This is a genomic window from Haloterrigena salina JCM 13891, assembly GCF_000337495.1.
GTDB lineage: Archaea > Halobacteriota > Halobacteria > Halobacteriales > Natrialbaceae > Haloterrigena > Haloterrigena salina.
Genome location: NZ_AOIS01000011.1, coordinates 55,343 through 69,076 on the forward strand (window position 1 = coordinate 55,343; position 13,734 = coordinate 69,076).

General features: G+C 65.2%; 15 protein-coding genes and 2 tRNA genes. 5 read left to right on the forward strand and 12 right to left on the reverse strand.

Features of this window, described 5'->3' with window-relative positions; translation table 11 throughout:
* Positions 1-50: 50 nt before the first annotated feature.
* Positions 51-1,022, forward strand: a complete 972-nt coding sequence (locus tag C477_RS02145; RefSeq protein WP_008892785.1) for an aldo/keto reductase — start codon at positions 51-53, stop codon at positions 1,020-1,022.
* Between the two features lie 32 nt (positions 1,023-1,054).
* On the opposite strand, the gene C477_RS02150 is transcribed toward C477_RS02145, so the two are convergent.
* The 3 genes from C477_RS02150 to C477_RS02160 all read right to left on the reverse strand — a co-directional run bounded on the left by C477_RS02150 (position 1,055) and on the right by C477_RS02160 (position 3,902).
* Entirely contained in the window at positions 1,055-1,669 is a 615-nt protein-coding gene (locus tag C477_RS02150) for a DUF309 domain-containing protein (RefSeq protein WP_008892786.1), read from the reverse strand.
* 363 nt (positions 1,670-2,032) lie between these two features.
* On the reverse strand, positions 2,033-3,115 hold the full coding sequence (locus C477_RS02155) for an aminopeptidase (protein WP_008892787.1): 1,083 nt from the start codon (positions 3,113-3,115) through the stop codon (positions 2,033-2,035).
* Between the two features lie 49 nt (positions 3,116-3,164).
* Positions 3,165-3,902 carry a queuosine precursor transporter gene (locus C477_RS02160; protein ID WP_049914149.1) on the reverse strand — a complete coding sequence of 246 codons (738 nt, stop codon included), beginning with the start codon at positions 3,900-3,902 and terminating at the stop codon, positions 3,165-3,167.
* Between the two features lie 327 nt (positions 3,903-4,229).
* Here C477_RS02160 and C477_RS02165 point away from each other — a divergent pair, with 327 nt between their 5' ends.
* The gene (locus C477_RS02165) at positions 4,230-4,424 is read left to right on the forward strand and encodes a cold-shock protein (RefSeq protein WP_008892789.1); all 195 of its coding nucleotides are present in this window, start codon (positions 4,230-4,232) and stop codon (positions 4,422-4,424) included.
* 362 nt (positions 4,425-4,786) lie between these two features.
* Positions 4,787-5,059, forward strand: a complete 273-nt coding sequence (locus C477_RS02170) for a PadR family transcriptional regulator (protein ID WP_008892790.1) — start codon at positions 4,787-4,789, stop codon at positions 5,057-5,059.
* Positions 5,060-5,217: 158 nt separating this feature from the next.
* Here the strand turns inward: C477_RS02170 and C477_RS02175 are convergent, their stop codons facing one another.
* From C477_RS02175 to C477_RS02195, 6 genes are all read right to left on the reverse strand, one after another.
* The gene (locus C477_RS02175; protein ID WP_008892791.1) at positions 5,218-5,505 is read right to left on the reverse strand and encodes a HalOD1 output domain-containing protein; all 288 of its coding nucleotides are present in this window, start codon (positions 5,503-5,505) and stop codon (positions 5,218-5,220) included.
* A 462-nt stretch (positions 5,506-5,967) separates the two neighbouring features.
* Positions 5,968-6,074 (reverse strand) — tRNA-Ile (locus C477_RS02180).
* Positions 6,075-6,144: 70 nt separating this feature from the next.
* Positions 6,145-6,273, reverse strand: a complete 129-nt coding sequence (locus C477_RS24675) for a hypothetical protein (protein WP_008892792.1) — start codon at positions 6,271-6,273, stop codon at positions 6,145-6,147.
* 62 nt (positions 6,274-6,335) lie between these two features.
* The gene (locus tag C477_RS02185) at positions 6,336-6,923 is read right to left on the reverse strand and encodes a MogA/MoaB family molybdenum cofactor biosynthesis protein (RefSeq protein ID WP_008892793.1); all 588 of its coding nucleotides are present in this window, start codon (positions 6,921-6,923) and stop codon (positions 6,336-6,338) included.
* A 111-nt stretch (positions 6,924-7,034) separates the two neighbouring features.
* Positions 7,035-8,351 carry a CobW family GTP-binding protein gene (locus C477_RS02190; protein ID WP_008892794.1) on the reverse strand — a complete coding sequence of 439 codons (1,317 nt, stop codon included), beginning with the start codon at positions 8,349-8,351 and terminating at the stop codon, positions 7,035-7,037.
* A gap of 48 nt (positions 8,352-8,399) precedes the next feature.
* Positions 8,400-9,662, reverse strand: coding sequence for a GTP-binding protein (locus C477_RS02195; protein WP_008892796.1), 1,263 nt, complete (start codon positions 9,660-9,662; stop codon positions 8,400-8,402).
* 109 nt (positions 9,663-9,771) lie between these two features.
* On the opposite strand from C477_RS02195, the gene C477_RS02200 reads away from it, so the two are divergent.
* Positions 9,772-10,266 (forward strand): CopG family ribbon-helix-helix protein, encoded by a 495-nt coding sequence (locus C477_RS02200; protein WP_049914151.1) that lies wholly within the window; start codon positions 9,772-9,774, stop codon positions 10,264-10,266.
* A gap of 15 nt (positions 10,267-10,281) precedes the next feature.
* Here the strand turns inward: C477_RS02200 and C477_RS02205 are convergent, their stop codons facing one another.
* The gene (locus tag C477_RS02205) at positions 10,282-10,743 is read right to left on the reverse strand and encodes a group I intron-associated PD-(D/E)XK endonuclease (RefSeq protein WP_008892798.1); all 462 of its coding nucleotides are present in this window, start codon (positions 10,741-10,743) and stop codon (positions 10,282-10,284) included.
* 303 nt (positions 10,744-11,046) lie between these two features.
* Positions 11,047-11,119: transfer RNA gene (locus tag C477_RS02210), tRNA-Asn, on the reverse strand.
* A gap of 95 nt (positions 11,120-11,214) precedes the next feature.
* Between C477_RS02210 and cca the strand changes: the two genes are divergently transcribed.
* Positions 11,215-12,648: a CCA tRNA nucleotidyltransferase gene (gene cca, locus C477_RS02215; RefSeq protein ID WP_008892799.1), complete on the forward strand. Its 1,434-nt coding sequence runs from the start codon at positions 11,215-11,217 to the stop codon at positions 12,646-12,648.
* Positions 12,649-12,705: 57 nt separating this feature from the next.
* Here the strand turns inward: cca and C477_RS02220 are convergent, their stop codons facing one another.
* Positions 12,706-13,734, reverse strand: a complete 1,029-nt coding sequence (locus tag C477_RS02220) for a histone deacetylase family protein (RefSeq protein WP_008892800.1) — start codon at positions 13,732-13,734, stop codon at positions 12,706-12,708.

Here is a 13,734-nt window from a genome sequence, read left to right on the forward strand (position 1 = left end):
CCGAAACCGGCGGGCCCCGACGTTTTGGTGTCGGCCGCGTCAGTACGCCCATGGAGTACACGACGCTCGGTTCGACCGGCATGAAAGTCAGTCGCATCGGTCTCGGCTGCATGAGTTTCGGCAGCGGCCGGGAGTGGATGTTAGACCGCGAGGAGGGCCTCGAGCTCATCGAGCGCGCGATCGACCTCGGGATCAACTTCTTCGACACCGCCAACGTCTACTCCACGGGCGAGTCAGAGGAAATCCTAGGCGACGCCCTCGAGGGGTACGACCGCGACGCGCAGGTCGTCGCGACGAAAGTCTTCGCCGAGATGGATCCCGACAATCCCAACGCCAGCGGACTCTCTCGAAAGGCGATCGAACAGGAACTCGAGGCCAGCCTCGATCGACTCGGCCTCGAGACGATCGACCTCTACCAGACCCACCGCTGGGATTACGACACGCCGATCGACGAGACGCTGCGGGCGCTCGACGACGCCGTCCGCCGCGGGAAGGTGCGCTACGTCGGTACCTCCTCGATGTGGGCCCACCAGTTCGCCGAGGCGCTGCAGACGAGCGAGCGACTGGACCTCGAGCGCTTCGCGACGATGCAGAACCACTACAACCTGTTCTACCGAGAGGAGGAACGCGAGATGCTCCCCCTCTGTCAGAAGGAAGGGGTCGGCGTGATCCCGTGGTCGCCGCTGGCCCGCGGCGTGGGCACCCGTCCGCACGATCGGATCGAGTCGACGACCCGCGGCCAGACGGACCAGTACTTAGAACAGATCCCCTACCTCGAGGGCGGCGGCGAGGAGATCAACGAACGGGTGCAGGAGCTGGCCGCCGAGAAGGGCGTGACGATGGCCCAGCTCAGCCTCGCGTGGCTGCTCCACAAGGACTGGGTCGACGCCCCCATCGTCGGGACGACCAGCGTCGAGCACTTAGAAGAGGCCGTCGAAGCGCTCGAGGTCGATCTCACGGCGTCGGACATCGCCTACCTCGAGGAGCCCTACGAGCCGCTGCCGATCGCGGGCCACGAGTGACCGTCGTGGTCACCGAGCGCGAATAGAACCGATCAGAACAGCCCTTCGACGTCGGATTCGCGGGCCTCGCGCCGGCCGACGTGATCCGCGAGTCGCTGGTGAATGAGCCCGCGATGCTCGTCCTCGCGGACGAAATCGAACACCAGCGTGATGAAGCGGCTGTCGTCGTCGCCGGCCGCCAGATCCCGTTCGGCGTACTGCCGGGCCGCGTCGACGGGGTCGGCGTCGTACCCCAGTTCGCCGGCGAGGACGGGCGCGGCGATGGCCGTCGGTTCGAACGCGAGGTCGGCCGGCGCGGGCGCCGTTCCCTCGTGGACGAGTCGGACCGGCGGCCGGCGCTCGACGAGTTCGGGATCGGCCGCCAGCGCCTCGAGGAACGAACGCACCGTCGGAAGCCGAACGTCGCGGTAGTCGGCCGGCAACTCGGCGAGGTATTCTCCGGCGCTCTCGGCCAGCCCGACGGCCCCCTTCCAGTTGCGTTCGCGGGCGTGGACGACTGCCGCCGTAAACTGGATCAACCCGTGGAGCAGTCGCTCGTCGTCGGTGCCGGCCTCGAGATCCAGCCAGTGGTCCTCCCAGGCGTCGTGGGCGGCGTGGTAGTACCCCGCGTTGTAGATCGCGGCTCCCGCCCGGAACTGGTCGCGCATACCCGTCGTAGGGACTCGAGACCTGAGATACTGTCGCCGGCAAAAACCCGACCGCGGTGGGTGCCGGATACGACCGCCTCCGGCAGGGCGGGCAGACAACTGTAAACTGGGGACACTGATCGACTCGGTACGGTGATCAGGTGACGGGACGAGCAGTGAGTCCCCGACCGGTTATGTGCCGCCACCGGTCATGGCGGTACTTGCAACGAGACCGCGGCGGTACATTATTATGGAGCGGCTTCACCGTCCGTTGACGTGATACAACGACCATAAGGGACCGTTAACTGACTTCTACGGGCCAGTTTCGGGGATCTCGAAACCCTCGCTACGCAGCCGTTCGTTCGAGGAATCTCTGATTCCTCGCTACTCCCACTGAAACCGCCCGTTCCGCTGGACAACCTCGCCGTCGATCTCGAGGCGCGAGTCCTCGCTCATATCGGTGATCAGGTCGACGTGGACCGCGGAGTCGTTGCCCGACTCGCCGTCGGGAAGGTTCGCGTCGTAGGCCCGGCCGAGCGCGAGGTGGATCGTGTCGCCCATCTTCTCGTCGAAGAGGATGTTGTCCGTGTAGCGGTCGATTCCGCGGTTCATCCCGATGCCGAGTTCACCGAGTCGGCGCGCGCCGTCGTCCGTCTCGAGGATCTCGCCGATCACGTCCGCGCCCTGTTCGGCGTTGTAGTCGACGACCGCGCCGTCCTCGAACGCGAGGCGGACGCCCCGAACCGACTCGCCGCGCAGCGTCATCGGGACGTCGAAGGTCACCTCGCCCTCGGTGGCGTAGGGTGCAGTGAACACCTCGCCGCTGGGAAGGTTATGCGAATCATATGCGACCGAGGCGGCGCTGTTGACCGCCGTTCGGTCGTCGATCCGCATGGTGAGGTCGGTTCCGTTCGAGACGAGTCGGACCTCCTCGCCCGCGTCGAGCAGGTCCTTCATCTGGGCCATCTCCTCGGCCAGCGATTCCCAGTCCCGGAGGATCGCGTCGTAGGCGAACTCCTGGTACTCCTCGTAGGCCATGTTGGCCTGCTGGGCCAGCGACCGCGTCGGATGCACCGTCGACACCCAACGGGTTCCGAGCCGCGTCTCCCGAATGTCTTTTCTGGCGTTGTTGTACGCACGGCGCCGCTCGCCCGGCACGTCGGCGGTCGCGCTCGTGTTCCGACCGCCGCCGAGCGAGAGGTAGACATCGGCGTGTTCGACGAGCGCGAGTTCGTGGGCAGGGTTCTCGTCGAACTCGCCCTCGTGGGCGCGGAGGTACGCGCGAGTGATCTCGCCGGAGCTGTAGGTCGAAAGCAGGTTCGCGCCCCGCTCGCCCAGTTTCTCGGCGACTGCGACCGCGAGTTCGTGGGCGTCGGGACCGACCGAGAGCACGACGTCGTCGCCGGCCTCGACGCGGGCGCTCCAGTCGACCAGTACGTCGGCGTGTTCGCGTACGCGTTCGTCCATATCGGTCACTCGAGAGCGGCCCACTAAACGCTCCTCGTTCGCGGCGCGACTACGCGACGGTCGTCTCCTCCGCCAATTGCTCCTCTCGAGCGCGCACGAACGAGACGATCGCGTAGACGATCGGCGTGTCGAGGACGGCGATGGCGAGTTTCAGCAGGTACTGCCCGACCATCAGCGCGAGCAGCGCCTCGACCGACAGGACGGTGCCGACGCCGAGCACGGCGGGCGCGACGGCGAAGCCGACGGTGACGAAGATGACAGTGTCGATGGCCTGGCTGCTCGCCGTCGACGCGATGTTTCGCAGCCAGAGCTTCTCTCGACCGGTGTAGTCGCGGATTCGGTGGAAGACGATCACGTCCCAGTTCTGGCTGACGACGTACGCCAGCAGGCTCCCGAGGACGATATTCGTCGAGGCGCCCAGTACGTCCGCGAACGTCCCGGGGTCGATGCTCAAGTCGGCCGCAGGGGCCGCGATCGTCGACCAGACGAGCGCGAGGACGACGAAGTTCATCGCGAAGCCGACGTTGACGACCACCTGCGTCGCCCGCCGACCGTACAGTTCGGCGTAACAATCGCTCGCTAAGAACGTCAGCGCGTAGGCGACGGCCGCGCCGGGAAGAGCGAGCTCGGCGCCGACGATCGGCAGCGACACCGGCAGCGAGAACGCGAGCACCTTCGAGGCCGTCAGCTGAGCCGTCACCAGGGCCGTCACGAACAGGCCGATCAGCGCCACCTGCGCGATCGTCGGCCCCGGCGGACCCCGTGACTGCGATCGAGAGCGGGACATGCACTGCGCGTATCCGGCGGATCTACCTAAACGATTCGAGACCGACTCGGAGCGACCGTCGAGACGCCCGACGACGCCGTGACACCGACGGATGCGTTCGAGACGGTCACATGATTCGGTTGATATCACGATCTATCGATAGCGGTCCGGAACTCCGTCTTTCGAGCCAATTAGCGGAAAGTGGTCAGATAATAGAGTTATTTCAAACGCCAGGATAATCGGCTGAGATTCGCGTTTTCGGACGATCCGTTTCGGAGATTATCCCGTTTTCGAGAGGACGAGTATAACACAACTGTTATACGTGTCGCTCTACTCTCTTTGGTTGCAATGGCGAAAGGAAACGTTGATTTCTTCAACGACACAGGCGGCTACGGTTTCATCGATACTGAGGACGCGGACGAGGACGTTTTCTTCCACATGGAAGACGTTGGCGGCCCGGACCTCGAGGAAGGCACAGAGATCGAATTCGACATCGAACAGGCCCCCAAGGGCCCCCGCGCCACCAACGTCACCCGCCTGTAATACGGCTTCTTGCGTTCGGTAACGGGTTTCACATTCGACTATACATTCTTCGGTAGGCTTCATCGGATAGCGGTAGCGCCCGTCGTTCGCCGACCGGAGTTAGCGCTCGTGTCTGAATCTAAATAGAGTTTCGCTAACTGGTAGTTCACTATCGGTCATATTCGGAGCCCCAGTCGGCCGGTCGGTTCGATTCGAGAGCGGGCGGCGGGTTTCAGGTGTGTCACTTGTAGCCACCCCTTACTGCCAGGGACCGATCCAATTCGTCCGCTTATCTGAGTTAGTCCCCCGAAACGACCGAGAAACAGTTGATACGCGAACGATAACAAATAGTCGAACAGTCCGTGTGTCGGTGTGGTTGCAAAATGGACGATCTGACCGGATTTCAACGCGATCTTCTGTACGTGATCGCCGGAGCCGACCAGCCGTCTGGCCAAGAAGTCAAAGACGAAGTCGAGAAGTATTACAACAGTGAAATCAATCACGGCCGGCTGTATCCTAATCTCGACACGCTCGTCAACAAAGAGCTCGTCGAGAAAGGGCAGCTCGATCGGCGAACGAACTACTACGCCATCAGCGACGACGGGCGGTCGGCGATCGAACAGCGCCGCGAGTGGGAACGGCAGTACATCGACTGACCGTCTCCTAACTCCCAGTTCTGAACCGCACGCGCGCCGCGGGGGCTCGACGAGCGCCGCTTGTCGGTCCTCTCAAGGCGCCGTGGCACGCAGGACGGTCGCCGAGCCTCGAGTCCCGGCCACTCCCGGCCCGCTCGGGCTCGGCGTTTCGGCCGCGCTCACACGTCAGTGACCCGTATCTCGATCTCGTCGCCGACGTCGTGAAGCGAGACGTGCGTGCCATCGATCACGAACGAAACCGTCGTCGCCGCGTTCTGGTTGAACCGAAACAGTCGCTCGAGAGCGTCCGGGTTGATGATCTCGTACAGCGTGAAATCCGCCTCCACGAGGTCGATATCCTGATGGGCCTCGATCGCCCCCAGCACGGCCTCGCTCAGCGTCCGGTCCTCGTCCGGACTGAACGTCGTGTCGCCACTTCCCTGATAGGTTTGATTGTCGGTAGACATGGATGGGATGCAACGCCCGTCGTACGTAAACGTCTCCACGGCACCTGCCTGCCCCGTTGCGATCGGTGATATGGGTCGGAGCCGACAATTCGGACGACCGGCGACCGTGAATGAAGGATGGAGAGTACAGGTATATTCACTCTGATAGTTACACGAGTCTCCCGGAACGCGCTTTCAGACCTCTCCATTTTGATAGCGTTAGTTGAGATTCAGTTTTTGCAACTGTTTATTATAGCCCATATAAGCGCTAACGGACCCGAAGTACGCCGACGGCTCGCTTCGCTCGCGTGCTGTGACTTCTCGGATTCGAACCGTCAGTGCGTAATCGATTCACTCCTCACGTCCGTTCGTCGCAGAATCGATGGGCCCTGACGGATTCGAACCTCGGTCGGAGCGAAGCTCCTCCCTGCTTCGAATCCGCAGGGGTCATTCCGTGCTGCTCGCGTCTGCTCGCAGAATCGATGGGCCCTGACGGATTCGAACCATCGACCACTCGGTATCCCACACGACCTCACACTGTGGGGTCGCGTTATGAGCCGAGCGCTCTAACCAGACTGAGCTAAGGGCCCTTTCACTCGAGCAAAAACGTGCGTGGTAATTAACGCTTGCTGTCCGTTTCGCCCGCGAGCGGGCCGGCGCCTACGCGGTCAGCGCCTCGAGTTCCTCGTCGCTCAGTTCCGCTTCCAGCTCCGCCTCGTCGTGGGACTCGAGGACGTCCGCCCGCTCCTCTGCGTCGAGTTCGGTGACGGATTCGAAGTGGTGACACATAGCAATCGAGGATAGGCGCGTGTCGTCAATAAGCGTTGGTTCAGGCGATCCGACCGATCGCGTTACTCCCCGTAATCCGCGAGCGTCTGGTCGTTCGTCCCGGTTCGGTGGCGCGTCGCCAGCCCCGCGAGGTGTGGCGCTTCGGGAACGATCAACTCCTCGCAGGCGGTCTCGCAGGCGCTCGTGCTCCCGGGGAGACAGAACACCGGCGTGTCGACGGCGATCCCCGCCTTCGCGCGCGAGGCCATCGCGCGGGTGCCGACCTCCTCCCAGGAGAGCATCCGGAACAGTTCCCCGAAGCCGGGCAGGTCGCGTTCGAACAGCGAGGCCGTCGCCTCCGGCGAGACGTCGTCGGCGGTGACGCCCGTCCCGCCGGTCGTGAGCACGATGTCGATATCCGGCCGGGCGACTAGTCCGCGGACGGCGGTTCGAATTGCGGAGTAGTCGTCACGGACTAACAGCCGCTCTTGGACCTCGTGGCCCGCGTCCTCGAAGCACTCCTGGATCGTGTCCCCGCCCGGGTCGTCGGGATCGGCCTCGTCGGCCTGCGCGCGCGAACTCGAGACCGTGACGATGCCGACGTAGAGGGGATCGATGACGTCGTGGCCGTGGTCGTCCGTGCTCCGACGGTCGTCTCTATCGGTTGTCATACGCTGTCGTCCACGCCGGAGGGCGTTAATCCCTCGGCTCGCCGCGGGATGTTGCCTCGAGTGCGGTGCGGTCAGTGGACGGTCTATAGCCGTGCGACGCAGTCGGACTCGTTACTCGTCGCTCGAGACCGTCACCGACTCGCCCATCCCCGTCGGCGCGGAGTTCTCGAACGTCGACCAGTCGGCGTCCATCTCGGCGTCGGTCAGCAGACAGTCGTCGAGGCGGGCCTGCAGGTCGTCCATCGAGAGGTCGCGGCCGATCAGGGCGAGTCGCGTCTCGCGGTCGCCCCACTCCTCGTCCCACGAGAGGTCGTCCTGGGCCTCCCGGTACTGGTCCTGGCGCTCTTCGGAGAGGCTGGCGATCCAGCGACCCGTTACCTCGAGGGTCGTCGCCGTCCCGGCGTAGCTCATCGTGATCGCCTGTCGTTCGCGGCCGGCGATCCAGCACAGTCCCTTCGCGCGGACGAGGCCCGCGGGCAGGTCGGCGAGCAGCGCTTCGAAGCGCTCGGGGTGGAACGGCCGCCGCCGGTGGTACGTGTCGACCACGATCCCGTAGCGTTCCGGCGGGTGTGCGTGGTCGTCGTCACCGTGGTCGGACTCGTGGCTACCGTCCCCGTGGTCGTGTTCGTGACCGGCGGCGTCGTGGTCGCTTCCATCGGACTCGTCGGCGTCGGCCTCGATCGCTCGCTTCCAGCCCGCCGACTCGGCCGCGGCCTCGAGATCGAAGCGCCCGCTCTCGAGCAGCGCGTCGGGATCGAGCGATCCGTATTCGGTTGTGACGATCTCGGCGCGAGGCTGGAGCGTCTCGAGGATTCCGACGACGCGCTCGCGTTCGGCGTCGGTCACGAGGTCGCACTTGTTGACGACCAGCAGGTCGCAGAACTCGACCTGCTCGAGCAGCAGGTCCCCGAGCGGTCGGCTGCCGGACTCGTCGGGACCCTGTCGTTCGGGCCGCACGGGCGGGCCGTCTCCCGCGACGGCCGCGTCGTCGGTCGCTCCATCGACCGCGTCGGCGGCCGCGAACCGATCGTGGAACCGCCGGGCGTCGACCACCGTGACGACCGCGTCGAGGTCGTAGGGGCCGCCCGCGGGGCCGCGGACGAACTGCCGGGCGATCGGCTCCGGTTCGCCGACGCCGGAGGCCTCGACGACGAGGTACTCGAAGTCGTGTTCCTTCCACAGTTGGATGACCGACCGGGAGAGTTCGCCGCCGAGGCTACAGCAGATACAGCCGTTCTCGAGGGCGACGACCTCCTCGCCGGTCCGCAAGTCGGTACGCGCTTCGACGAGATCGGCGTCGACGTTGACGCTGCCGACGTCGTTGACCAGCACGGCGATCTCGCGGTCGGTCGACTCGAGCAGGGCCGACAGAAGGGTCGTCTTGCCGGCGCCGAGTTCGCCACAGAGGACGGTGACGGGAACGCTCATGTCTCGTCAGCGAGCGCGAGTTCACGTCGGTCTTCCGATCCGAACGGATCAGGGTAGGCGTCCCAGTCGGCGTCCATCTCGGCGTCGGTCAGCAGACAGTCGTCGAGGCGGGCCTGCAGGTCGTCCATCGAGAGNTTCCGATCCGAACGGATCAGGGTAGGCGTCCCAGTCGGCGTCCATCTCGGCGTCGGTCAGCAGGCAGTCCTCGAGGCGGTCGATCAGGGTTTCCTCGTCGAAGTCGCGACCGATGAAGACGAGGCTCGTCCCTCGGTCGCCCCATTCTTCGTTCCAGTCGTCTTTCAGACCCGGTCGCGCGGCGAAGAACTGCTCGCGCTCTTCCTCGGGAAGGGTGGCCAACCACTGTCCCGTCGGACCGGCCCGGACCGACGTACCGGCCTTGTCGACCCCCATCGCGACGTCTTCGCGGCCGGCGCTCCAGAAGAAGCCCTTCGCGCGGACGAGTTCCGCGGGCAGGTCCGAGAGCAGCGCCGCGATGCGTTCGGGGTGAAACGGCCGACCGCGCTTATACGCGAACGACGTGACCCCGTGTTCCGCCTGCGGATCGTGGTGGTGGTCGTGCTCGCGCTGGAGCTCGCGCTTCCAGCCTGCCGACGCCTGCGCGCGCTCGAAGTCGAACCGGTCGGTGTCGAGGATGTCGGCCGGATCGACGTCGCCGAACTCGGTCCGAACGATCTCCGCTCGGGGCTGCAGGCGCTCGAGGACGGCCTCGATTTCCGCGAGCGCGTCGTCGGAGACGAGATCACACTTGTTCAACAAGAGAACGTCACAGAACTCGATCTGGTCGAGCAGCACTTCCTCGGGCACGCGGCCGGCGTCGGCTGCGGGTTGCTGTGCCGCGAGTGCGCCGCCGGTGTCGAACGACTCCCAGATGCTGTAGGCGTCGACGACGGTGACCATCGTATCCAGTTCGTAGGTGTCGGTTGGATCGAAGTCGGCGTCCTCGAACCCCATCGCGAACGTCTGGGCGACCGGAATCGGCTCCGAAATGCCCGAGGATTCGACCAGCAGGTAGTCGAACTCGAGGCGGTCGGCCAGTCGGCCCACTTCCTCGAGCATGTCTCCGCGCAGCCGACAGCAGATACAGCCGTTCGAGAGTTCGACGATCTCCTCGTCGCCGCCCAGGTCGGTCTGTCGGGCAACGTGTTCGGCGTCGACGTTGACGTCGCCCATATCGTTGACGACGACGGCCACCTCGAAGCCGTGGTCGGCGGTCAGCACGTGGTTGAGAACGGTCGTCTTACCGGCGCCGAGCGGGCCGCTCAGGACGGTCACGGGAATGCGGTCGGTCATGAGTCGATTGTGAATATGGTTTTACGGGTTAATAATATTAGCTATTATGCAACCAGTGCGCCAATCATAACAAATACTATTATGTCTCTATCCTATTTTCATATCAGCAATGCCCATCGTTAGCGTCTCGATGCCTGCAGACCTGATCGATCGACTCGACGCCCACGCCGACGATCACGACTACACAGGCCGCAGTGAGGTCGTCCGCGAGAGCGCGCGGACGCTACTCGGGGAGTTCGAGGACGACCGCCTCGAGGGCCGACCCCTCGCTGGCGTCGTCAGCGTCTTCTACGAGTTTGGCAGTCAGCGCGTCGAACGCCGCGTGACCGAACTGCGCCACGAGTACGATGACATCGTCGCTTCGAACGACCACGGCCACGTCGGTGATGGCTGTGGCTGTCCGTCGTGCGACACGAGCCGCGACTCGGAATCGGAACCGGAACCGCGGTCGGAACCCGGATACTGCGTCGACCTGTTCGTCCTCGAGGGCGACCTCGAGACGCTGTCGGCGTTCGTCGGCACCCTCCGCGCGATCGAGGCCGTCGATCGCGTCGACTACTCGCTGGCTCCGCTGGATTCGATCGGCCACCTCCGGGACGGCTGAGACTGACCGCTATCGTTATCGGGGTCGCCGGAGGTCGGCGAGTCGCTCCTCGAGCAGGTAGTCCCCCGCCCAGTTGATTCCGGCCCGCCGCCCCTTGTCCGGCTCGCGGAATCGAAGCTCCATCTTCCCGTCCGTCGCGTCCGAGACCGGAACCAGATATCGGGAGTCGGTAATCGGATCGTAGACCGCGAAGTACTCCGCGCGTCTGCGGTAGTCCTCGCGGCTGTAATCGTTGCCATGCCTCGTGGCGACCGTTCCGAACGCGACCGTCCCCTCGCTCTTTCGATAGGCCGTCTTACACAGAATGCGGTGGAACTGCCCGCCGGCCTCGACGACGAGGTCGTACGGTTCGTCTGCGGTCGGGACGAGAACGGGAATATCGCGTACCGCGAACGCTGCCCGAACGATCGCTTCGGTCGCGCGACCGCGCTTCTGTGGCTGCTCGAGGTTCTCGTAACACGTGGTTCGGTCCGGCACGGACGATCTGGCCGCTCGATCGGATATAAACAACAGGCCGCGGAGACGAAATTGCGAGCTGTGCGTTCGAATCCGGTGCGGTCGCGCTTACGAAACTCGGAGTCGAATAACGCTATCGCTCCTCGAGCGTAGTGTTCGAAAAAGCGCCGAAGCCAGGACTCGAACAGGTGCGAGACGTTCCGGGTCGCTCACTGCGTTCGCTCCCGGGCCTGCGACTCGCGTGTTCGAGTCCGGCCCATCTCGCTGTTTTTCTCATCGAGTTCGCTCAGAGCAACCGCTCCTCGAGCGTAGTGTTTGAAAAAGCGCCGAAGCCAGGACTCGAACCTGGGACAACCTCGTTAACAGCGAGGTGCTCTACCATCTGAGCTACTTCGGCTCATCTTCTGATAGCCGGGTGTATTTGATAGGGCTTTCGTTTTCGCTTCCGGCGGTTCGACACCCTTTCACGCACCGCTCGAGTAGCCCCATCCGATGAGCGAGGAGGACGCCGAGAGCGACGAGCACGGGACCAGCGGGACGTTCGACGAGCACGGCTCGCGTACCGACGGGGGGCGCGACGACCTCGAGGCGGTCGTCGCCGCGGTTCGCGAGCGGATCGAACCCGACGCCGAGGAGCGCGACCGCCTCCGGACGGTCGCCGACCGACTCATCGAGCGCGCCGAGACCGCCGCGACCGAGCGCTGTCCCGACGCCGACGTGATGCAGGTCGGCTCCACCGCCAGAGACACCTGGATCAGCGGCGATCGGGACATCGACATCTTCGTGCGCTTCCCGCCGGAACTCGACCGCGAGACCTTAGAGCGCTACGGCCTCGAGGTCGGCCACGAAACGCTCCCCGAGGGCCACGAGGAGTACGCCGAACACCCCTACGTCAAGGGGACCGTCGAGGGGTTCGACATCGACGTCGTCCCGTGTTTCCGCCTCGAGTCGGCGACGGAAATTCGATCGGCCGTCGACAGAACGCCCTTCCACACCAGCTACTTACAGGCGCGACTCGACGACGAACTGACCGCCGACGTCCGGCTCGCCAAGCAGTTCCTCAAGGGGATCGGCGCCTACGGGAGCGACCTCCGCACGCGGGGCTTCAGCGGCTACCTCACCGAACTCCTCGTCGTCGAGTACGGCGGGTTTCGCGGCCTGCTCGAGGCCGCGGCCGAGTGGCAGCCGCCGGTCGAACTCGATCCCGAAGACCACGGCCAAGAAACGTTCGACGATCCGCTGGTCGTCATCGACCCTACCGATCCCGAACGCAACGTCGCCGCCGTCTGTGCCGCCGAGAACGTCGCTCGCCTCCAGCATTACGCTCGCAGGTTTCTCGATACTCCCCGCACCGAGGTGTTCGAGCCCGACGACCCCGGTTCGCTCGACGAGACGGCCCTGCACGCGCACCTCGAACGGCGGGGTACCACGCCGGTCGCGGTCCGGTTCGAAGCGCCCGACCTCGTCGAGGATCAGCTCTACCCGCAGCTTCGAAAATCGCTCGAGGGGATCACGACCGGCCTCGACGACCGCGGCTTCGACGTCTTCCGAGCGACGACGTTCGCCGACGACGCCGCGGTGATCGTCGCCGAACTCGCGGTCGCGGACCGGCCCGCCGTCGAGCGCCACGACGGGCCGCCGATCCACGTCCGGAGTCACGCCGACGGGTTCTACGAGGCCTACGCCGACGATCCCGACGCCTACGGGCCCTTCATCGACGGCGACCGCTACGTCACCGAACGCCCCCGCGAGTTCACCACGGCTCGCGGGTTCCTCGAGAGCGATCGACTCTTCGACGTCGGGCTCGGCGCCCACGTCGAGACGGCCCTCACCGAGGAGTACGAGGTGCTGGTCGGCGACGAGATCGCGGCGCTGTGCGAGGCGTTCGGCCGAGAGCTGGCGCGGTACTTCGAGCCGCGACCCTGACCCCGAACCGCGGCCGCGAGAAGAGCGGGTGCGTCTTTTCGAACGAGGAGCCGGTACTCAGTCCCCGAGGTCGATATCCAGTCCGTGCTCCTCGAGAACCTCGTCGAGTGCTGACTCGGCCTTCTCGCCGAACTCCGAGTCGGGCTCGATCGGCTCGCGGCCGTCGAAGGTCTCGTGGACGATGGCGACGCTGTCCGCGAGGACGTCCAGTCCGTAGCCGCCCTCGAGGATGAACGCGAAGGCGGCGTCGGTCTCGTCGGCCAGCGTCCGGAATCGGTCGGTCATCAGGGCGTAGGCCTCCGTCGAGAGCCGAATGCGCGAGATCGGATCGTGACGGTGGGCGTCGAAGCCGGCGCTGATCAGGAGCAGGTCGGGATCGTAGTCGGTCAGCGCGTGGCCGATCGGCCCCTCGACCGCCTCGAGATACTCGCGGTCGTCGGTGCCGGCCGGCATCGGAATATTCATCGTGGTTCCCTCGCCCGCTCCCTCGCCGGTCTCGTCGACGGCACCGGTGCCCGGATAGAGCCCCTGTTCGTGGAGCGAGACGAAGAAGACGTCGTCGCGGTCGTAGAAGATGTCCTGGGTCCCGTTGCCGTGGTGGACGTCCCAGTCGACGATCGCGACCCGATCGACGTCGTACTCCTCGGAATCGAGGGCGTGCTGGGCGGCGACCGCGACGTTGTTGACGAAGCAAAACCCCATGGCGTCGTCGTAGACGGCGTGGTGGCCCGGCGGCCGGCCGATCGAGAACGGCGTCCGACGACCAGTCGCTCCCTCGAGGGCGGCCTCGACGGCCCAGCAGGCGAGCCCGGCGCTCTGGCAGACCGCGTCCCAGGTCTCCTCGACCGCGCTCGTGTCGGGGTCCCAGTTGCCGCCCCCGTCGGCGCAGAACTCCCGGACGGACTCGAGGTACTCCCGCTCGTGGACGGCCGCCAGTCGGTCGAGATCGCAGGGATCCGCCTCGACATACTCGACGCCGTGTTTCTTCTTCAGTCGCTCCCGTATCGCGCGGAGCCGGTCCGGCGACTCCGGGTGGCGCGAACCGGGATCGTGTGCGAGACAAGTCTCGCTGTAGCCAAACTGCAT